16 protein-coding genes are annotated in these 19,488 nt (G+C 61.7%); 8 read left to right on the top strand and 8 right to left on the bottom strand.

What is annotated here, in order from left to right; translation table 11 throughout:
- Nucleotides 1-294: 294 nt before the first annotated feature.
- The 3 genes from ACLEJR_RS10550 to ACLEJR_RS10540 all read right to left on the bottom strand — a co-directional run bounded on the left by ACLEJR_RS10550 (nucleotide 295) and on the right by ACLEJR_RS10540 (nucleotide 4,460).
- The gene (locus ACLEJR_RS10550; RefSeq protein WP_440813748.1) at nucleotides 295-2,643 is read right to left on the bottom strand and encodes an FdhF/YdeP family oxidoreductase; all 2,349 of its coding nucleotides are present in this window, start codon (nucleotides 2,641-2,643) and stop codon (nucleotides 295-297) included.
- Entirely contained in the window at nucleotides 2,640-3,479 is an 840-nt protein-coding gene (gene fdhD / locus ACLEJR_RS10545; RefSeq protein ID WP_440813746.1) for a formate dehydrogenase accessory sulfurtransferase FdhD, read from the bottom strand. Before fdhD ends, ACLEJR_RS10550 begins: the two co-directional genes overlap by 4 nt.
- A 93-nt stretch (nucleotides 3,480-3,572) precedes the next feature.
- Entirely contained in the window at nucleotides 3,573-4,460 is an 888-nt protein-coding gene (locus ACLEJR_RS10540; RefSeq protein ID WP_440813744.1) for a LysR family transcriptional regulator, read from the bottom strand.
- A 134-nt stretch (nucleotides 4,461-4,594) separates the two neighbouring features.
- Between ACLEJR_RS10540 and lysM the strand changes: the two genes are divergently transcribed.
- Nucleotides 4,595-5,035 carry a peptidoglycan-binding protein LysM gene (lysM, locus tag ACLEJR_RS10535; RefSeq protein WP_440796695.1) on the top strand — a complete coding sequence of 147 codons (441 nt, stop codon included), beginning with the start codon at nucleotides 4,595-4,597 and terminating at the stop codon, nucleotides 5,033-5,035.
- A gap of 127 nt (nucleotides 5,036-5,162) precedes the next feature.
- Here the strand turns inward: lysM and yrfG are convergent, their stop codons facing one another.
- Complete coding sequence (gene yrfG / locus ACLEJR_RS10530) at nucleotides 5,163-5,825, bottom strand: GMP/IMP nucleotidase (RefSeq protein WP_440796694.1); 663 nt, start codon at nucleotides 5,823-5,825, stop codon at nucleotides 5,163-5,165.
- A gap of 89 nt (nucleotides 5,826-5,914) precedes the next feature.
- On the opposite strand from yrfG, the gene nudE reads away from it, so the two are divergent.
- Both nudE and cysQ read left to right on the top strand, forming a co-directional pair.
- Nucleotides 5,915-6,481, top strand: coding sequence for an ADP compounds hydrolase NudE (gene nudE, locus ACLEJR_RS10525; RefSeq protein WP_440796693.1), 567 nt, complete (start codon nucleotides 5,915-5,917; stop codon nucleotides 6,479-6,481).
- Nucleotides 6,478-7,305, top strand: a complete 828-nt coding sequence (cysQ, locus tag ACLEJR_RS10520) for a 3'(2'),5'-bisphosphate nucleotidase CysQ (protein ID WP_440813742.1) — start codon at nucleotides 6,478-6,480, stop codon at nucleotides 7,303-7,305. Before nudE ends, cysQ begins: the two co-directional genes overlap by 4 nt.
- 123 nt (nucleotides 7,306-7,428) lie before the next feature.
- On the opposite strand, the gene ACLEJR_RS10515 is transcribed toward cysQ, so the two are convergent.
- From ACLEJR_RS10515 to rfbC, 4 genes are read right to left on the bottom strand one after another with little or no spacing between them, the layout of a single operon-like run.
- On the bottom strand, nucleotides 7,429-7,884 hold the full coding sequence (locus tag ACLEJR_RS10515) for a thioesterase domain-containing protein (protein WP_440813739.1): 456 nt from the start codon (nucleotides 7,882-7,884) through the stop codon (nucleotides 7,429-7,431).
- A gap of 37 nt (nucleotides 7,885-7,921) precedes the next feature.
- Complete coding sequence (locus ACLEJR_RS10510) at nucleotides 7,922-9,313, bottom strand: sigma-54-dependent transcriptional regulator (RefSeq protein ID WP_440796690.1); 1,392 nt, start codon at nucleotides 9,311-9,313, stop codon at nucleotides 7,922-7,924.
- Nucleotides 9,310-11,124, bottom strand: a complete 1,815-nt coding sequence (locus ACLEJR_RS10505; RefSeq protein ID WP_440813736.1) for a sensor histidine kinase — start codon at nucleotides 11,122-11,124, stop codon at nucleotides 9,310-9,312. Before ACLEJR_RS10505 ends, ACLEJR_RS10510 begins: the two co-directional genes overlap by 4 nt.
- 58 nt (nucleotides 11,125-11,182) lie before the next feature.
- Nucleotides 11,183-11,731, bottom strand: coding sequence for a dTDP-4-dehydrorhamnose 3,5-epimerase (rfbC, locus tag ACLEJR_RS10500; protein WP_440796688.1), 549 nt, complete (start codon nucleotides 11,729-11,731; stop codon nucleotides 11,183-11,185).
- Between the two features lie 154 nt (nucleotides 11,732-11,885).
- Between rfbC and ACLEJR_RS10495 the strand changes: the two genes are divergently transcribed.
- From ACLEJR_RS10495 to ACLEJR_RS10475, 5 genes are all read left to right on the top strand, one after another.
- Nucleotides 11,886-14,798 (top strand): aminotransferase, encoded by a 2,913-nt coding sequence (locus ACLEJR_RS10495; RefSeq protein ID WP_440813735.1) that lies wholly within the window; start codon nucleotides 11,886-11,888, stop codon nucleotides 14,796-14,798.
- Nucleotides 14,799-15,064: 266 nt separating this feature from the next.
- Nucleotides 15,065-16,171, top strand: coding sequence for an agmatine deiminase (aguA, locus tag ACLEJR_RS10490; RefSeq protein ID WP_440813733.1), 1,107 nt, complete (start codon nucleotides 15,065-15,067; stop codon nucleotides 16,169-16,171).
- A gap of 236 nt (nucleotides 16,172-16,407) precedes the next feature.
- The gene (locus tag ACLEJR_RS10485; RefSeq protein ID WP_440796685.1) at nucleotides 16,408-16,608 is read left to right on the top strand and encodes a hypothetical protein; all 201 of its coding nucleotides are present in this window, start codon (nucleotides 16,408-16,410) and stop codon (nucleotides 16,606-16,608) included.
- Nucleotides 16,609-17,086: 478 nt separating this feature from the next.
- Entirely contained in the window at nucleotides 17,087-18,373 is a 1,287-nt protein-coding gene (locus ACLEJR_RS10480) for an OprD family porin (protein WP_440796684.1), read from the top strand.
- Nucleotides 18,374-18,733: 360 nt separating this feature from the next.
- Nucleotides 18,734-19,480 (top strand): 2OG-Fe dioxygenase family protein, encoded by a 747-nt coding sequence (locus tag ACLEJR_RS10475; RefSeq protein WP_440796683.1) that lies wholly within the window; start codon nucleotides 18,734-18,736, stop codon nucleotides 19,478-19,480.
- Nucleotides 19,481-19,488 lie beyond the last annotated feature (8 nt).

The raw sequence follows: 19,488 nt of genomic DNA, 5'->3' as shown, positions 1-19,488 counted from the left end.
TTACTCGGTCTTTAGCTACTTCGGACAGGCCGTTTTCTAGGGAAAGCGGCCTTTTTTGTGGGTGGTCGAAAAGTGCAATGGATGGCGTATACCGTTCACTTGACGCGTATGAACTCATCGTGGCGAGGGAGCTCGCTCCCGCTGGGCTGCACAGCAGCCCTTTTTTGTGCGCGCTTCGCACTGGAACGCCAGCCGGTCAAGCGGGAGCAAGCTCCCTCACCACGGTTCAGCGATGTGCTTAGTGGACAGTATTGCGTAGCGGGCAAGGTTTTTTGCCCCTTGCCCACAGGAACGTCAGGCCGACTTGGCCAGGATCAAGCCATCCTCGCTGGCCGCTTCCAGGCGAATCGCCACGAACTTCGACGTTGGCGTGTGGCTGCCGTCGCCGATGCTCTCCAAGGGCACCAACGGGTTCACTTCAGGATAGTAAGCAGCAGCCTGCCCGGCCGGAATGTCGAACGCCAGCAGGGTGAAACCCTTGACCCGACGTTCGCGACCATCATCCCAGAGCGAGACGATGTCGGCTTTCTGTCCCGGCCGGAAACCCAGGCGAATGATGTCGGCCTCGTTGGCGAACAACACGTCGCGCTGGCCTTTAACACCGCGATAACGGTCATCTAGGCCGTAGATGGTGGTGTTGTACTGATCGTGGGAGCGCATCGATTGCATGATCAGGTCCGGCAACTGGCCGGTGGCACGGGTGCGTTCGTGCACCAGGTCGGTCGGCAGCAAGTTAGGCTTGAAGTTGGCCCGGCCCGACGCCGTGTTCCAGCGACGCGAACCGGCGCTGTTGCCCAGGTAGAAGCCACCGGGGTTCTGGATTTTTTCGTTGAAATCCTTGAAGCCGGGGACGGTATCGGCGATCAGGTCGCGGATGCGGCTGTAGTCGGCCGCCAGCCAGTTCCAGTCCACCGGGTGGCTGCCCAGGGTGGCAGCCGCGATGCCGGCGATGATCCAGGGTTCGGAGCGCATCTGGTTCGACAGCGGTTGCAACTGGCCCATGGAGGCGTGGACCATGCTGAACGAGTCTTCCACGGTCACCGCTTGCGCGCCTTCGGATTGCAGGTCGATGTCGGTGCGCCCCAGGCACGGCAGGATCAGCGCTTGCTTGCCGTGGGCCAGGTGGCTGCGGTTGAGCTTGGTGCTGATCTGCACGGTCAGGTCGCAGTTGGTCAGGGCCTGGAAGGTCCGCTGGCTGTCCGGCGTGGCTTGGGCGAAGTTGCCGCCCAGGCCGATGAATACCTTCGCCCGCCCTTCGGCCATGGCATGGATCGCCTCGACCACGTTGTGGCCGTTTTCCCGCGGCACCTTGAACTGGAAGCGGCGCTCCAGGGTGTCGAGAAACGCCACCGGTGGACGTTCGTTGATGCCCATGGTCCGGTCGCCCTGGACGTTGCTGTGACCGCGTACCGGGCACAGCCCGGCGCCTGGCCGGCCGATGTTGCCGCGCAGCAGCATGACGTTGGCGAGTTCCTGCAGGGTCGCCACCGAATGACGATGCTGGGTGAGCCCCATCGCCCAGCACATGATCACGTTCTTGCTCCGGGCGTACATGCGCGCCGCTTGTTCGATGTCCGCCAGGCTCATGCCCGATTGCGCGACGATCTGCTCCCACGGCGTGTCGTCGACCACCGCCAGGTAATCCAGCACGTTGGCGCTGTGTTCGTTGAGGAATACGTGGTCGAACACCGCCGGCTCGCCGGCCTTCTGCGCATCGCGTTCCCATTGCAGCAGGAACTTCGCCATGCCCCGCAGGATTGCCATGTCGCCGCCCAGGGCTGGGCGGAAATAGGCGGTGTTGGTCGGCTTATCGCCGTTGGTGAGCATTTCGAACGGGTGCTGCGGATGCTGGAAACGCTCCAGGCCACGCTCCTTGAGCGGGTTGATGCACACTACCTGGGCGCCGCGCTTCACCGCTTCACGCAGCGGCTCGAGCATCCGTGGGTGGTTGGTGCCGGGGTTCTGACCCCAGACGAAAATGGCGTCGGCATGCTCGAAATCGTCGAAGGTCACCGTGCCCTTGCCCACGCCGACGCTCTGGGACAACGCCACGCCGCTGGCTTCGTGACACATGTTCGAGCAGTCGGGGAAGTTGTTGGTGCCGAAGGCGCGTACGAACAGCTGGTACAGGTAGGCCGCTTCGTTGCTGGCCCGGCCGGAGGTATAGAACTCGGCCTGGTTCGGACTGGACAGCCCTTGCAGGTGCTTGCCAATCAGTGCGAACGCCGCTTCCCAACTGATGGGCTTGTAGCGGTCGGTTTCGGCGTCATAGCTCATCGGCTCGGTCAGGCGGCCCTGGTATTCGAGCCAGTAGTCGCTCTGTTCCAGCAACGAGGTCACGCTGTGACGGGCAAAGAAGGCAGCATCGACGCGACGCTTGGTGGCTTCCCAGTTCACGGCCTTGGCGCCGTTTTCGCAGAACTTGACCATGCCGCTTTCCGGCGAGTCGCCCCAGGCACAGCCGGGGCAGTCGAACCCGCCGTTCTGGTTGGTCTTGAGCATCATGCGGATGTTTTTCAGCGCGTTGTCGCTGGTCAGCCAGGCCTGGGCGACGCTGATCAGCGCGCCCCAACCGCCGGCCGGGCCCTTGTAGGGCTTATAGCGCGGTACTGGTTTCTGGTCGGCTTGTTGATGATTGCTCACGCTTGATTCTCCATCGCAGGGCTGTAGACCCGCGGCGCACTTTTTTGCGGCAGGTGGATGAGGTTGAGGTTGTGTTGGCGGGCCCACTGCACGGCAAGACCGGTGGGCGACGACAGGCTGACCAGGGTCTGGACACCGGCGCGCAGCACTTTCTGGATCAATTCCAGGCTGCAACGGCTGGTGACGATGGCCAGGCCCCCGGCGACCGGGATCTGTTGCCGGACCAGCGCGCCGATCAGCTTGTCGAGGGCGTTATGCCGGCCAACGTCTTCGCGGCCCAGCAATAACTCGCCCTGGGCGTTCATGAACAGCGCTGCGTGGACCGCCCCACAGTGCTGGCCCAGGGGTTGGAACTGACTGATGCGCTGGCGCAGGCCATCGAGCCATTGCGCAGGTGGGAGCGGCGCGCCTGGCAAGACCTTGAGGTTGGGCAACGCCTGCTCCACCGCTTCTACGCCGCACAGGCCACAGCCGCTGGTACCAGCCAGTTGTCGGCGTTGTTGCTTGAGGTTCCAGAACGCACGGTTGGCGATGGTCACCTGGGCATGGTGCGCGGAACCTGCGCCGATCAGTTGCAGGTCATAGATGTCCGTCGCGTCTTCAATGATGCCGCTGCCCAGGCTGAAGCCGACGATGAAGTCTTCAAGGTCGGTCGGGGTGACCAGCATGACGGCCTGGCTGATGCCGTTATAGGCAATTGCCAGCGCCACTTCCTCGGCCAGCGCGGTGCTGTCCGATTGCGAGCGGTCCAGATTGCAGTAGCGATAGCTCTGGCTGGCGGCCGGCCCGGGTGTTTCCACCGAGGGTGCCGGGCAGGCAGGGGGCTTGTCGTTCATGGGCATCACTGAAAGTAGGAATAGTGGTAAGACTAAATGCGGCAATCTGCCACGTCTAATCGCTATTACTGATCTTTCAATAGATGACGTCGATCAACTTCCTGTCATTGATTTCTGGTAGAGGGCGAAGCAGGCCTCCGCCAGCGCCGAACGTGGCGCGCCGCGCCGCATGATCATTCCCAGCGGGACCAGCGTCTGTGCGCTTTCGATAGGCTGGATGCGCAGGTCTTCGGTCAGCACATCCAGGCCGTTTTCCAAGGGCATCACCGCGCAACACAGTCCGCCGTGCACAGCTTGTAACAATTGATGCACGGCGTCGGTTTGCAACAGCGGCTGAGGCGTCAGGCCCCGGCTGTGAAAGTTGTAGTCGATGGACTGACGAAAATGCATGCCGCTGGTGAGCATGCCCAAGGGCAATTCGATCAGTGCCTGCCAGGTCAGCGGCTGCTCGCCAAAAAAGAAAAATCGCTGGTCGTACAGCAGGCCCATGCGGGTATGGCTGAACGTAAGGGCCTCGAAACGCTCGTTGTCCAGGCGCTCGAGATAGGAAATGCCCAGGTCGATGCGGTTGTTCGCCAGTTGCTCGAGGATTTGCTCGGAACTCAGGGAGGATAGTTCAAAGCGCAGGTTGGGGTGCTCGGTGTGCAAGCGCTGCATCATCGCCAGCGGATCGAAATCCGACAGCGGCACCACACCCAGGCGCAGCGTGCCCACCAGATTACCGCGACAGGCCGCCGCTTCGGCCTGCAGGCCGTCATAGGCCGCCAGCACCGTGCGCGCCCAGGCCAGCACCCGCTCTCCCGGCGCGGTAAACCCTTCAAAGCGCTGGCCGCGATTGACCAATGGCAGCTCGAGTTCTTCCTCGAGACTGCGCAGGCGCATCGACAGGGTCGGTTGGGTGATGTGACAGCGGGCGGCGGCTTGGCCGAAGTGGCGGGTTTCATCCAGTGCGATAAGAAATTTCAGCTGCTTGATGTCCATCTTCGCTCCAGGGCGCAGGAAGTTTCGGATTCTAGCGCTTGCGGGTGACGGGGTCATTGGTCGGCTGGGCACCGGGTTCGTCTGGGTTGGTCTAGTCTTGGCGTTTGGACACTTAAATCCAAGGAGTGTGCACCATGAGTCTTTTTAACTTTGTGAAGGAAGCAGGCGAAAAACTGATCGACCTGCTGACGCCTGGCAATGCCAATGCCAGCGAGCAGTTGAAAGAGCATATCAAGCAGGTCGGGCTGGGTAATCCGAATGTTCACGCAACCATCGAAGGTGACAAAGTCACGGTGACCGGTGAAGTAAGCAGCCAGGAAGAAAAGGAAAAAATCCTGTTGGCCGTAGGTAATATCGCAGGGGTTGGCAGTGTGGATGACCAGATCACGGTGACCGGCCCAGTGGCGAAAGCGGCGCGTTTCGTCACCGTGAAGAGGGGCGACACACTCAGCGCCATCTCCAAGACTGAATACGGCGACGCGAACCAGTACAACAAGATTTTCGAGGCCAACAAGCCGATGCTCACGCACCCGGACAAGATCTATCCGGGACAGGTGCTGCGTATTCCTGAGTAACCGATACCTGTGGCGAGGGAGCTTGCTCCCGCTCGGCTGCGTAGCAGTCGCATTTTTGGAGGAGCGCCGCGCACTGGAGCGCCAGCCCGGTCCAGCGGGAGCAAGCTCCCTCGCCACACTGATCGCGTCAGAGCCCTTCGATGAGCGTCCGGTAGTCCGTCACCGCCGCAAACTCCCCCGTATCCTTCGGCCCCTTGCGGCTGTCCGGCTCGCTGACCGCCAGCAGGTGCGCCACGCCGAAGTCCCGGGCGCTGCGTAGCACCGGCAGGGTGTCATCGATGAACAGGCTGCGGGCCGGGTCGAAATTCAGGTCGGCTTGCAGGGCGTCCCAGAATTGACGGTTCTCCTTGGGGAAACCGTAGTCGTGGGAGCTGATCAGGCGTTCGAAGTAGGGCGCCAGTTCGATACGTTCCAGCTTCAGGGACAGCGAGTCGCGGTGGGCGTTGGTGATCATCACCACGCGCTTGCCGGCCCGCTGGATCGCCGCCAGGAAGGTGTCGGCGTCCGGGCGCAAGGCGATCAGGTGCGCGGTTTCCAGCTTCAGCTCGCGCACCGGCAGCTTCAGTTCGGCTGTCCAGAAATCCAGGCAGTACCATTGCAACTGCCCGGCGTTGCGCTCGAACAGCGGCTGCAACTCCATCTCCGCCATCGCCCGGCTCACGCCGTGCAGTTCGGCGTAGCGCTGGGGCAGGTGTTCCATCCAGAAATGGTTGTCGTAATGCAGGTCCAGCAAAGTGCCGTCCATGTCCAGCAGCACCGTATCGATCTCGTGCCAGGGCAACAAGGCCATAAAAACTTCTCCAGCGGTAAACGGATATCCGACACAAACAATCAGGATAGGCCGGGTATAGTAGCCTGCTATCGCCCAGGGAGCCGTCTATGCGCCAGAAACCCACTATCCTCGATCGCCGGATCGTCGCCACCAGCCGCCTGTTTTGCGTGGAAGAACTGAAACTGCGTTTTTCCAACGGCGTGGAGCGTACCTATGAACGTCTGGCGAGCAAGGGGGCGGGGTACGGCGCGGTCATGATCGTGGCGATGCTCGATGCCGACCATGCGGTACTGGTGGAAGAATATTGCGGTGGCACCGATGCCTACGAGCTGTCCTTGCCCAAAGGCCTGATCGAGCCGGGTGAAGACGTGCTGGCGGCCGCCGAGCGGGAACTCAAGGAGGAGGCGGGTTTCGGTGCGCGGCAATTGGAGCATCTGACCGAACTGTCGTTGTCTCCCGGCTACATGAGCCAGAAGATCCAGGTAGTGCTGGCGACCGATTTATATGAAGAGCGGCTGGAGGGTGACGAGCCCGAGCCGATGCGTGTGGACAAGGTCAACCTGCGAGAGTTGTCAATCTTGGCGCAGAACCCTCAGTTCACCGAAGGTCGGGCCCTGGCCGCGTTATACCTGGCCCGCGATGTGTTGGCCCAGCGCGCAGCGGTGCTGTCATGAATTTTCCCCATCCCCTGATGGCCCCGGTCATCGAATTGGCGCTCAAGGCTGGCGAGGCGATCCTGCCGTTCTGGCGCGCCGATGTTCAGGTCAACCGCAAGGCCGACGAATCGCCGGTGACCGCCGCCGACATGGCCGCCCATGACGTGATCGTGGCCGGGCTGACGGCCCTCGCGCCGGATATACCGATTCTTTCCGAAGAAGACGCCGATATCGCGCAAAGCGTGCGTGCCGGCTGGCAACGCTGGTGGCTGGTGGACCCGCTGGATGGGACCAAGGAATTCATTTCGGGCAGCGAGGAATTCACCGTCAATATCGCGCTGGTGGAGCAGGGGCGCGTGGTGTTTGGCGTGGTATCGATGCCCACCAATGGACGCTTTTATGTCGGCGGCGGAGGGCTGGGGGCGTGGCGTGGCGACAAGGACGACGAGCCTTTGCCGATTAAGGTTCGCAATGTGCTGGCGCCGGGTGAGGCCTTCACGGTGGTCGCCAGCCGCCGTCACACGAGTGTGGAGCAGGAGCGTCTATTGGAAGGCTTGAGCGCGATCTTGGGTGAATTGCAACTGACCAATATCGGTAGCTCGTTGAAGTTTTGCCTGTTGGCCGAGGGTGCGGCGGATTGTTACCCACGTCTGGCCCCGACCTCTCAATGGGATACCGCCGCCGCCCAGGGCGTGCTGGAAGGGGCCGGTGGCGAGGTGCTGGATCTGCGTGGCGAGCCGTTCTGTTATCCGGCCCGAGAGTCGCTGCTGAATGAGTCGTTTCTGGCGTTGCCGGCGAAGGCCGCGTGGCGTGGGAAGCTACTGGAACTGGCGCGTTGCTGATTCGCACCTGTCTCAGTGGCGAGGGAGCTTGCTCCCGCTCGGTTGCGCAGCAACCGCCAAATGCCGGGACTGCTTGGCAGTCCAGCGGGAGCAAGCTCCCTCGCCACAGCGATTGCGGTGCCTCTAGCGGTGCAGCACATACTGCCCCTCGAATCGCACCGCCGCTTCGTCACTCCCGGTATTGAGCACCTGCGTCTGCAAACTCAGCCGTGCCCGTCCGTAGCGTCGGTAGGTCGCCAAAAAGCGTTTCCAGACCTTTTCCTCAGGCGCGTCGCAGACGACGGTGGCATCGTCCGTGACCGGCAGCGGGTAGCTGATCTGCCCTTCCTGAATCACGATGTGCCCATCCTCGATACCCTCCTCGCGCAGCGCCAGGTGCAGCCAGCCCCAGCCGCCGAGCACCGCGCCGCAGTACAGGCTGCCGCCGAACATGGTGCTCTTGTGGTTGACGTTGGCCTCCAGCGGCAAAAACAGGCGCAGCTGGCGGGCCTGCCAATCGAGCACTTTCAGGCCCATGTCCCGAGTCAGCGGGATGTCGTGGTGCAGGACGGATTCCAGGTAGCGGCTGTCACGGTTCATGGCCGGGCCTCTTGCTTGAATGGACGATGAAGAACGCTCAATCGGGCTCATCGGACGCGCCGTGGTTGCTGTCGCCAAAGGTCAGCCCGTGTTTGCGCAGCTTGTCGTGCAGGGTCTTGCGCGGAATACCCAGTGCTTCGGCGAGACTGCGTACCGAGCTGTGGGGACGGGCCAGTTCGGCGGCGATCAGGGTTTTCTCGTAGTTTTCCACCTGCTCGCTCAGACCTCCGCTGATCACCTCCACCGGCGCGCCGGGGCTGCCATCGGGTGCGCTGTTATCCAGCGCCAGTTCCAGGCCCAGGGCGAAGCGCTCAGCGGCATTCTGCAGTTCCCGTACATTGCCCGGCCAGCTGTGGCGCAAAAGCAACGCCCGTTGCGCCGGTTGCAGTTCATGGGGCGGCAGGCCGTGGCGAGCGGCGGCTTCGTTGGCGAAATGCTGGAACAGCATCAGCGCATCCTCGCCCCGTTCGCGCAGCGGCGGTATGCGCAGCGGAGCGACGTTCAGGCGGTAATACAGGTCGGCGCGGAACCGCCCTTGATCAGCCGCCTGGCGCAGGTCTTCCTTGGTGGCGGCGATGACACGGATGTCCAGTGGGATCTGTTGATTGCCACCCACCCGCTCCACCATCCTTTCTTGCAGCAGGCGCAGCAGCTTGACCTGGACGTCCAGGCTCATGCTTTCGATTTCATCGAGAAACAGCGTGCCGCCGTTGGCGAACTCGAACTTGCCGATGCGGCGTTTCTGCGCGCCGGTGAATGCGCCGGGCTCGTGGCCGAACAGCTCGCTCTCCACCACTGACTCGGCCAGGGCGCCGGCATTGATCGCCACGAACGGCCCGTTGCGCCGACCTGAAAGGTCATGCAGCGCCCGGGCGACCACTTCTTTGCCGGCACCGGTTTCCCCGAGGATCAGCACGTCGGCGCGGGTCGCCGCCAGTGCGCCGATCTGCTCGCGCAGGCGCAGCATTGGCGTTGATTGGCCTACCAGACGGGCACTGAGTTCATGCCGATCGCTCAGTGCCAGGCGCAGGCTGCGGTTATCCAATACCAATCGGCGCAAGGCCAGGGCGCGGCGCACGCTGTCGAGCAGATGGTCACTGGCGAACGGTTTTTCCAGGAAATCATAGGCCCCGGCACGCATCGCCTGCACCGCCAGCGGCACGTCGCCGTGGCCGGTGATCAGCAGCACCGGCAGCTCCGGGTCCTGGGCGTGAAGTTCACTGAGCAGTTCCAGGCCGTCCATGCCCGGCATGCGAATGTCGCTGACCACCACGCCTGGCCAGTCGCGGGGCAGTTGTCCGGCCACGCCCCTGGCCTCGGCCAGGGGCAGGATCTTCAGACCGGCCAGGTCGAGGGTCTGGCTCAAGGCCTGACGCAAGTGGGGATCATCGTCGATCAACACCACCTCAATCCGGTTGTCGATGGTCATACACTACGGTCCTCGGAAGGTTGCAGGCTCACCCCGGGCGCGCCGGGACGCAGCTTCAGAGTGATCAGGGCGCCGCCCTCCTTGTGGTTGGCGAATGACAGTTCGCCGCCGAAGGCGCGCATCAGGGTGTCGCAGATCGCCAGCCCCAGGCCAAGGCCCTGGGTGCGGGTCTTGGTGGTGTAGAACGGCTCCCCGGCGCGGCCGAGGGCTTCCATGCAGAACCCCGGGCCGTTATCGCGGATGTACAGGTTGACGCCGGTTTCATGGGCCTGGGCACTGAGCCAGAGTTTGCGCGGCGGGCCTTTTTCGGTCAGGGCGTCGAGGGCGTTTGCCAACAGGTTACCCAGGACCTGGCGCAAGCGGGTCTCGCCGGCCTCGACCCACAGCGTAGCCGCCGGCAGGTCGCGGATCAGCTCCACTTCCATGCTGCGCCGGCGTTTGGCAAGCAGCGCCAGGGCGTCGTCCAGCGCCGGTTGCAGGGCGACGCTTTCCGGGGCGTGGCGGTCTCGGCGGGCGAAAGCGCGCAGGTGAGCGATGATCGACGCCATGCGCCCGGTCAATTCGCTGATCAGCTTGAGATTGCCCCGAGCGTCCTCGGTGCGCTGGTGGTCGAGCAAAATCTCGGCGTTCTCGGCGTAGCTGCGAATGGCCGCCAATGGCTGGTTGAGCTCGTGGCTGATGCTCGCCGACATGGTGCCCAGAGCGGACAATTTGCCGGCCTGTACCAGATCATCCTGGGCGCGGACCAGTTCCTGCTGGGCCTGCTCACGCTCGAGGACTTCCTGGCGCAGTCGCCGGTTCAGGCCTTCCAGGTCGCTGGTACGCTCCGCCACGCGGCCCTCCAGCTCGTGACGGGCCTTGGCTTCGAAGGCGATCCGGTCCAGATAGTGACGTCGGCGCTGCATCATCAACCCGAGCAGCAGCATCAACACCAGCAACGCCGCGCCACCGGTGGCGACCACCGTGCGTACCGGACGGTCGATCAGTGTGCGTGGCGCGAGGATGCTCACGCTCCAGCCAGTCTCTTCGATGGACTGGGTCTGGGTCAGCCAGGCCTTGCTTTCCAGGTTCAGCGGCTTGGGATCACGGGTCGGATAGGGTTGAACGGCACTGATGGCCTTGCGTTCGTCGTCGCTCAAGGGCCGGGTTGCGCGAAATCGCCAATCCTGGCGCGACGTGAGGATGACCACCCCATTGTGATCGGTGACCAGCAGTTGCTCCGGGGTATTGCCCCACAAGCTTTCGGTGTGGTCCAGGTCGACCTTGACCACCAGCACGCCGATGACTTTCTCGCCCTCGTGCTCGCGCACAGCGGCAGCGAAGAAGTAACCGCGCTTGGCCGAGGTGGTGCCCAAGCCAAAGAAGCGTCCCAGGCGTCCGGCCATGGCTTCGATGAAATAGGGGCGGAAGGCGAAATTGCGTCCGACGAAACTGTCATGTTTGTCCCAGTTCGACGCCGCCAGTGTCTTGCCGGTGGGGTCCATCAGGTACATGACCTCGGCACCGGTCTGGGTGCTGATATTTTTCAGCAGCCGGTTGGCGTTATCCTGGGTGACGCCGTCGTCCGGGGACTGCAACGCCGCGCGCAGCGCCGGCAGGTCGCCAAGGATCTGCGGTAGCACCTCGTAGCGGTGCAGTGTGCCGAGCAGGTTGGCGACATACAGGTCCAGCGTCTGACGGTTCTGCCCCGCCAGTTCACTGCGGTAATAACGTTCGGCCAGATGCTCCAGCGGCCATAACAGCGGCGCGAGGCACAGCGCAAGCAAGGCCAGGCTGCGCCAACGGGGTCTGCGGGGAAGGGTGGAGTTCATGAGCGTGCGCCTGTGGGGACAAGCGCATTATGCCTACGACGAACGTTGGAGTCTGCGATCAGGCGAAGACGTCGGCATCCTGAAGCAATGACGCAGCCAGGTCCTTGCCCGACAATTGCGGCGTGATATCGCCCAGTTGCCAGTCGATATTCAGCTGTGGGTCATTCCATAGCAGGCTGCGCTCTGAAGACGGGTCGTAATAGTCAGTCGTCTTGTAGAGGAACTCGGCATATTCGCTCAGTACGACAAAACCATGGGCAAAGCCTTGCGGCACCCAGAGCTGACGGTGATTGTCGGCGGACAGTCGCACGGCCACCCACTTACCGAAATTGGGCGAGCTGCGACGAATGTCGACAGCCACGTCGAGTACTTCACCTGCGCTGACCCGTACCAGTTTGCCCTGAGTGTTCTGCAACTGATAATGCAGGCCACGCAAGACGCCCTTCTGCGAGCGGGAGTGATTGTCCTGTACGAACTGGGTCTCTACTCCGGTCAGTTCTTTGAATGCCTTGGCGTTGAAGCTTTCATAGAAAAAACCGCGGTCATCACCAAATACCTTCGGTTCGATGATCAATACATCAGGCAGGTCGGTGGCGATTACGTTCATCGGGCGTTTCTCCGGCGGATCGAATAGGACAATGGCGCCTATTCTTGCCCAAAAGTGGCGGACGGCGCGAGTTCTCAGTAAGCAGGGGGTTGCTTATCCTCTTGCTCAATGGCGAGATAGGCATTCAATAAAACCACCCAAAAGGGGTCGTTGTATGCCACTCGCTACGTTGGTTCACCGTGCCAGTTTGCCAAGCCCACAGATCAGCGCCGAACAGGCCCTGGTGCTGCTGCGCTCGAATTACGGACTCAGCGGTGACCTGCGACCCCTTGGCAGCCAGCAGGACCTCAATTACCGCGTCGACAGCGAGCGCGGGCGGTTCGTGCTCAAGATTTGCCATGGCGACTACGCCCTCAAGGAGCTTGAAGCGCAACATGCCGCGCTCAAGCGGCTGGCCGAGCACGGCGTGGTAAAAGTCCCGAAGGTGATGCCGGCTGGTAACGGCCAGGATCTGTTGACCCTGGACGTCGACGGGCAAGCGGTCCATGTCCGTCTGCTTGAATACATCGACGGCCAGTCCCTGACCCAACTCAATCACCTGGGGCCAGAGCTGGTGACCGGCCTGGGTCGATTGTGCGCGCAGATCGACTTGGCATTGGCAACGTTTGAACATCCGGGGCTGGAGCGGACGTTGCAATGGGACGCCCGCCACGCCACCACCCTGATCGACCACCTGCTGCCGGTGATCCACGACGAGCAGCAGCGCAACCTGATCGCCGATATCGCGCAGCAGGCCGAGCGGCGTTTGCAACCGCTCAAGGCCCGGTTGCCGGTGCAGGCGATCCACATGGACATCACCGATGACAATGTGGTCTGGCAGCGCGATGCCCAGCGCCAGTGGCAATTGCAGGGTGTCATCGATTTCGGCGACCTGATCCGCACCTGGCGCATCACCGACCTGTCGGTGACCTGCGCGGCTTTGCTGCACCATGCCGACGGCGATCCGTTCTTTATCCTGCCGGCGGTCAAGGCCTACCACGCGGTCAACCCGTTGCAACATGAAGAGCTGCTGGCGCTCTGGCCGCTGATCGTGGCGCGTGCCGCCGTGCTGGTGCTCAGTGGCGAGCAGCAGGTCGGCATCGATCCGGACAACCAATACAGTCGCGACAACCTGGAGCACGAATGGGAGATTTTCCGGGTGGCCCACTCGGTGCCCTTCGAGCTGATGGAAGCGGCAATCCTCAACGCCGCCGGTCACAGCCTGCCACCGATTGCCAGTGCAGGTTTCGCACCGCTACTGCCGACGCTGGTGGGGCGTGAGTTCGCACTGATCGACCTCGGCGTGCTGAGCCCGCATTTCGAGGCCGGTAACTGGGAACAGCCGGACATCGACCAGCGTTTGTTGATCGAGGCCGCTGGCGTTCATGGGCTGGCCGCCAGCCGCTATGGGCAGTACCGCTTGTCCCGCACCCGGCCGGACAGCGCCGTGGAGCCCGAGACCTTTGCATTGCACGTGGAATTGAGCGTCCCTCAGGGGACGCCGCTGGAGTCACCGTTCGCCGGTGTGGTGCACAAGACCGCCGATGGTGGCCTGCAGCTGGACAGCGCGCAGTTGAGCGTGCGGCTGTGGGGTGTCGCCTCGCCGCTGCATGCGGGCGCGGCGCTGGTCAAGGGCCAGATACTGGGCGAAGTGAGCGGGTTGCTGCGGGTCCAATTGTGCCGGAGCGCGCAGCTGAATCCGCCGTTGTTCTGCACGCCGTCCAGGGCGGCGGCCTGGCAAGCGCTTTGCCCTTCGCCGGCGGTGCTGCTGGGGTTGGCTTGCGACGCCGAGCCGGAGGTCGATCCGCAAGCCCTGCTGGCTCGTCGCGATGCGAGCTTTGCCCGTTCCCAGAAGCACTACTATGTCGATCCGCCACGGATCGAGCGCGGCTGGCGCAATCATTTGATCGACATGCAGGGCCGCTCCTACCTCGACATGCTCAACAATGTCGCGGTGCTGGGGCATGGACATCCGCGCATGGCGGCGGTGGCCGCCCGGCAGTGGTCGCTGCTCAATACCAATTCGCGCTTTCACTACGCGGCGATTGCCGAGTTTTCCGAACGTCTGCTGGCGCTGGCACCCTCCAACATGGACCGGGTGTTCCTGGTCAACAGCGGCACCGAGGCCAATGACCTGGCGATCCGCCTGGCCTGGGCCTACAGCGGCGGGCGGGACATGCTCAGCGTGCTGGAGGCCTACCACGGTTGGTCCGTGGCCGCCGATGCGGTGTCCACGTCCATCGCCGACAACCCCCAGGCCTTGAGCAGTCGCCCGGACTGGGTGCATCCGGTGACTGCGCCCAATACCTACCGCGGCGAATTCCGTGGCCGCGACAGCGCCCCGGACTACGTGCGCAGTGTCGAGCACAACCTGGCGAAAATTGCCGAGCAGAAGCGCCAGCTTGCCGGGTTCATTTGCGAGCCGGTCTACGGTAACGCGGGTGGGATTGCGCTGCCGCCCGGCTACTTGAAGCAAGTCTATGCCATGGTCCGTGAGCGCGGCGGCGTGTGTATCGCCGACGAAGTGCAGGTAGGCTATGGGCGCATGGGTGAGTTCTTCTGGGGCTTTGAAGAGCAAGGCGTGGTGCCGGACATCATTACCATGGCCAAGGGCATGGGCAACGGCCAGCCGCTGGGTGCGGTCATCACTCGACGGGAAATCGCCGAGGCGCTGGAGGCCGAGGGTTATTTCTTCTCCTCGGCCGGCGGCAGCCCGGTCAGTTGCCAGATCGGCATGGCCGTGCTGGACGTCATGGAAGAAGAAAAACTCTGGGAAAACGCGAAAGTGGTGGGCGGACATTTCAAGGCCCGGCTCGAAGCCTTGATCGACCGGTTTCCATTGGTTGGTGCAGTGCATGGCTCCGGGTTCTACCTGGGCGTCGAGCTGATCCGCAACCGCGACACCCTGGAGCCGGCTACCGAAGAAACCATGGCGCTGTGCAACCGCCTGCGCGAACTGGGGATCTTCATGCAACCGACGGGCGATTACCTGAACATCCTCAAGATCAAGCCGCCGATGGTCACGTCTCGCCAGAGCGTGGACTTTTTTGTGGATATGTTGACTAAGGTGTTGGAGGAGGGATTGTAACCGCCGGGACGTAGACCTTTCCTGTGGGAGCGAGCCTGCTCGCGATGCGATTTTCCATTCGACGCCATAGTCGTCTGGCTGACCGCTATCGCGAGCAGGCTCGTTCCCATAGTGTTGAAATATCGATTTTTGTCGGTGTTTTAGGCGTTTTTTCCTTGCCGATTATTTTTTTGTCCTTTTAAAGCCGATTTTTATCGCTTATAAAGTCTTTCCCAGCACGCACTACGTGCATTCTTTTTTCACATCGCTCACTGGAGTCCTGATTCATGACAACGTTGCGCAGCACTCCCCGCGCCGATGGTTTTCACATGCCTGCCGAGTGGGCGACGCAGACTCAGGTCTGGATGATCTGGCCCGAGCGTCCGGACAACTGGCGCCTGGGTGGCAAGCCGGCTCAGGCGGCCCACGTTGCGGTGGCCAAGGCGATTGCGCGTTTCGAACCGGTGACCGTGGCCGTGTCCGCCGCCCAGTACGAAAACGCTCGGGCCCGTCTCGACGTGCCGAATATCCGCCTGGTGGAGATGTCCAGCGACGATGCCTGGGTTCGCGACACCGGTCCGACCTTTGTCATCAACGACAACGGCGAGGTTCGCGGTGTCGATTGGGATTTCAATGCCTGGGGTGGTTTCGACGGCGGGCTGTACGCACCGTGGAACCGCGATTCACAGGTGGCCGGCAAGGTCCTGGAAATCGAACGCAGCCCGCGGTATCGCACCGAAGGTTTCGTGCTGGAAGGCGGATCGATCCATGTCGACGGTGAAGGCACTCTGATCACCACCGAGGAATGCCTGCTCAACCGCAATCGCAACCCGCACCTGAGCCGTGAGGAAATCGAAGCGGTGCTCAGCGCGCATTTGTCGGTGGACAAGGTCATCTGGCTGCCGGACGGCCTGTTCAACGATGAGACCGATGGGCATGTGGATAACTTCTGCTGCTACGTGCGCCCCGGCGAAGTGCTCCTGGCCTGGACCGATGATCCTCAGGATCCGAACTACAGCCGCTGCCAGGCTGCCATGAAAGTGTTGCAGGGCAGCACCGACGCCAAGGGGCGTCCTTTCATCGTGCACAAGATGCCGATTCCGGGGCCGTTGTTCGCCACCGAACAAGAGTGTGCCGGCGTGGATGCGGTTGAAGGTTCCCAGGAACGCAACCCGAGTGTCCGCCTGGCCGGGTCCTATGTGAATTTCCTGATCGTCAACGGCGGCATCATCGCCCCGAGTTTTGACGACCCGCTGGATACACCGGCCCGGGAAATCCTGCAGAAGCTGTTTCCGGAGCATGAAGTGGTCATGGTGCCTGGGCGAGAACTGTTACTGGGTGGTGGCAACATCCATTGCCTTACCCAACAACAGCCCGCCCCGCGGACAAAATGAGTGCGGTTGTAACAGCCTGGTGACAGGCGCTGCGCCGGCTCTGGGCCGGGCATTTTGGATCCATCCCTGCAAGCCCGCGGCCTGATTGGCACGCGGGCTTTTTTGCGGCTGTCGATCTGCGGCGTGGGCACTTTGGCATAGCTCTTGTATCAGTGTTCCGGCAGTTCAGCGACTGAGTTGTTCTGTCATAAACCTTGGATACATTGGCCGCTCATCAACCAGGAGAGGGCGCTGGAATGAATATGATAGGCGAGCGCACATGCCATCCCTTGGCTGTCAATGGTGAGTCGCTTCAAGCTTTGGCGCAGTGGTTGAAATCCAACGGAACGCGTCAGGTCCGAGAACCTGACCCACGCCGGTTGATCGTTGAGCGCTACCCTGCCGGGCTGTTCAGCGAGGCGGAGCTGGAAGCGTTGTGGGATGTCATGCAAGGATAGAATTCGACGGATTGATAAAAGGCGCTGGCCGGGATGGCAGCGCTTTTTTTGTGTGCGAATGGCATCCGGGGTTAAACGCGTCCAATGGGGGCAGCCGTGAACCTGTGGCGAGGGAGCTTGCTCCCGCTTGAGCGCGAAGCGCTCACAAAATGGGGCTGCTGTGCAGCCCTGCCGGAGCAAGCTCCCTCGTCACAGTGATTAAGCAGCTTGGTCGCCGTGAGCCAATAGGACAATTCTTAGACGTTTTTCGCCTAATTACAGACGATTCATGAAATTGACATGATATTGAGGGCGCGACTAGGATTCGCCCACGCCTGTGGCTAACAGCCATGACTCTTAAATAATAAAAAGGCCCGACACGAACGATCGTGGGCGGGCCTTTTCATTATTTCAGGAGCAAGAGTCCGAAAAAGAGCGCGAAAAGCGCCATTTCGGCTGCCGGTCGCAGTGCGTATCAACCCATATAAGGAAAATAATCATGTTGAACAAGCGCATCGGTCTGATCGCACTGGGGATTTTGAGCACGACACAAGCCATGGCCAACGACCAGGCAGAGTCCAAGGGGTTCGTTGAAGACAGCAGCTTGAAAGTCCTGCTGCGCAACGCCTACATCAACCGCGACTACAAAGATGGCAATAGAGACAAGGCCGAGTGGGGCCAAGGGGTCATCGGTACGTTCTCGTCCGGTTTCACCCAAGGCACCGTCGGCGTGGGTGTGGACGCCTTCGGCCTGTATGCCTTGCGCCTGGACGGTGGCAAGGGGCGCAGCGGGGCCCAAGGCATCGACTTCTTCAAGCAAGGCGACAGCGGAAACGCCGCCGATGATTTGTCCAAGTTCGGCGCAGCGGTCAAGTTCCGCGTCTCCAATACCGTACTGGCCTACGGTGACCAGATGCCGGCCCTGCCGGTGCTCAGCTATGACAACTCGCGCCTGTTGCCGGAAAGCTACACCGGCACACTGATCACGTCCAAAGAGATCAAGGGCCTGGAACTGAATGCCGGACGTTTCACCGCCGAATCGCGCAAGAGCGCCGAAGGCCGTGACAGCGGTGGCCTGAAGTCGATCAATGTATTGGGCGGCAGCTATCAGTTCACCGAGCAGTTCAAGGCATCGCTTTACGCGTCGGACGTCGAAGACGTGTTGAAGAAGCAGTACGTGAACGCCAACTATGTGTTCCCGCTGGCCAAGGATCAGTCCCTGACCCTGGACTTCAACGGCTACCGGACCAAGCTGGACAACAGCTACGTTCGCGAGAACAACGTCACCGGCGACGACAACAAGATCTGGAGCCTGGCGGCCACCTTCGCCACCGGCCCGCACAGCTTCACGCTCGCCCACCAGCGCAGCACGGGCGACAGCAACCTGGGCTACGCCTATGGCGGCTATCAGCGCGGGCAGAATCGGGTGGGTGACGGTGGCAATACCATTTACCTCGCCAACTCCTACTGGTCCGATTTCAACGCTGAGGACGAGCGCAGCTGGCAGTTGGGCTACGGCCTGGACTTCACCACCTTCGGCGTACCGGGCCTGAGCTACAACGTTGCCTATGTGCGTGGCGACAATATCACTACCTCCACCAGCGAGGGCGGGACCGAGCGCGAGATCTTCAACCAGTTCAAGTACGTGGTCCAGAGCGGTCCGGCCAAGGACCTGAGCGTGCGGTTGCGCAGTTCGGTGCTGCGCGTGTCGCAGAAGTCCAGCGAGTACAACGTCAGCGGCAACGAGCTGCGGGTATTCGTGGATTACCCGATCAACGTCTTCTGATGGTGTAGAAGGCCTTGGTGGTCCAGGGCCTGCAATGACCCGTGGCGAGGGAGCTTGCTCCCGCTGGGTTGCGTAGCAGCCCCTTTTTGGGGAGCGCTGCGCACTGGAGCGCCAGCCCGGTCCAGCGGGAGCAAGCTCCCTTGCCACGGTTTGTTGGCAATGTTTTCGAGTTCGGGTGTCTTGCGCCCGAATGGGCCAAAAATCCCTTTGAAACCCCTCTTTTACCCGAGAAAAAGTCCTACTTATTTCACTTCTGCCTTCGTTTCAAGCACGGCTTGAAATGCCTCAAATTCTTTCTCATGGACGTAAATTCTGCACCCACTAGATTAGGCCGCTCAATGCAGTGGAGACCTGATAAAAATGATCGTTCTGAACAGGGAAGTGGGCGAAGCGCTACGACGTGATAAGTACGTTAACGTTCGCGGTGGAGACTTCAACCTCTACGGTCATTTCGGCGATTTTGTCCGGTTGACCAAAAGCTGGGAGAACATGGAGCCCGACAGTTATTACGGCCAGGCCGAGTCAGGCATGCGTTTTCGCCGCTACAGTGACTTCGAATACAACCCCACCACCCGCGAGCTCAAGCAGCTCGAACACCGGGCCTACATCCAGTCCAAGGCCAACAACAGCTATGTCGGCGGCTTGGAACGGCACTTCCAGGACTTCTCCAACGAAGTGATCAACTCACCGGTGATGCGCAGCCTGATCGACACCGACTTCGAGGTGTACAAGCACGTCTTGCCGCCGGAACTGCACGAGGAAATCTGGCAGTGCCAGATCCATCAGATCCGCATCGAGATCAAGCCGGGCAAGGAGCTGGAAATCACGCCCGAAGGGATACATTGCGACGGCTATCCGTTCAGCGGCGTGCACTTCTGGGGCCGCAACAACGTGGCCGGCGCCGAGAGCCGTTTGTACAGCGCCCAGGAAGAACAACTGGCGGCGACCACCTACGAGGATATCCTCGACACCACGTTCTTCCTGGATCGTGACATGCGCCACTATGTGACCCCGGCGCGCAATGTCCATAGCCATGAAATGGCGTACCGGCAGATCCTGGCAATCTCCTTCTCGCGGCCCGGGACCGCTTTCGACATTGTTCGCTGAATGGCTCG

The organism is Pseudomonas sp. SMN5, assembly GCF_052041925.1.
Taxonomy (GTDB): domain Bacteria; phylum Pseudomonadota; class Gammaproteobacteria; order Pseudomonadales; family Pseudomonadaceae; genus Aquipseudomonas.
This window is presented reverse-complemented; position numbering and strand designations above follow the sequence as displayed.

Bases quoted from the DNA above. Each gene is read 5' to 3' on its own strand.
- lysM (WP_440796695.1), top strand. From the start codon at position 4,595: ATGAGTCTTTTTAACTTTGTGAAGGAAGCAGGCGAAAAACTGATCGAC.
- ACLEJR_RS10495 (WP_440813735.1), top strand. From the start codon at position 11,886: ATGCCACTCGCTACGTTGGTTCACCGTGCCAGTTTGCCAAGCCCACAG.
- fdhD (WP_440813746.1), bottom strand. From the start codon at position 3,479: ATGAACGACAAGCCCCCTGCCTGCCCGGCACCCTCGGTGGAAACACCC.
- ACLEJR_RS10515 (WP_440813739.1), bottom strand. From the start codon at position 7,884: ATGAACCGTGACAGCCGCTACCTGGAATCCGTCCTGCACCACGACATC.
- ACLEJR_RS10475 (WP_440796683.1), top strand. From the start codon at position 18,734: ATGATCGTTCTGAACAGGGAAGTGGGCGAAGCGCTACGACGTGATAAG.
- nudE (WP_440796693.1), top strand. From the start codon at position 5,915: ATGCGCCAGAAACCCACTATCCTCGATCGCCGGATCGTCGCCACCAGC.
- ACLEJR_RS10505 (WP_440813736.1), bottom strand. From the start codon at position 11,124: ATGAACTCCACCCTTCCCCGCAGACCCCGTTGGCGCAGCCTGGCCTTG.
- yrfG (WP_440796694.1), bottom strand. From the start codon at position 5,825: ATGGCCTTGTTGCCCTGGCACGAGATCGATACGGTGCTGCTGGACATG.
- cysQ (WP_440813742.1), top strand. From the start codon at position 6,478: ATGAATTTTCCCCATCCCCTGATGGCCCCGGTCATCGAATTGGCGCTC.
- ACLEJR_RS10510 (WP_440796690.1), bottom strand. From the start codon at position 9,313: ATGACCATCGACAACCGGATTGAGGTGGTGTTGATCGACGATGATCCC.
- rfbC (WP_440796688.1), bottom strand. From the start codon at position 11,731: ATGAACGTAATCGCCACCGACCTGCCTGATGTATTGATCATCGAACCG.
- aguA (WP_440813733.1), top strand. From the start codon at position 15,065: ATGACAACGTTGCGCAGCACTCCCCGCGCCGATGGTTTTCACATGCCT.
- ACLEJR_RS10540 (WP_440813744.1), bottom strand. From the start codon at position 4,460: ATGGACATCAAGCAGCTGAAATTTCTTATCGCACTGGATGAAACCCGC.
- ACLEJR_RS10480 (WP_440796684.1), top strand. From the start codon at position 17,087: ATGTTGAACAAGCGCATCGGTCTGATCGCACTGGGGATTTTGAGCACG.
- ACLEJR_RS10485 (WP_440796685.1), top strand. From the start codon at position 16,408: ATGAATATGATAGGCGAGCGCACATGCCATCCCTTGGCTGTCAATGGT.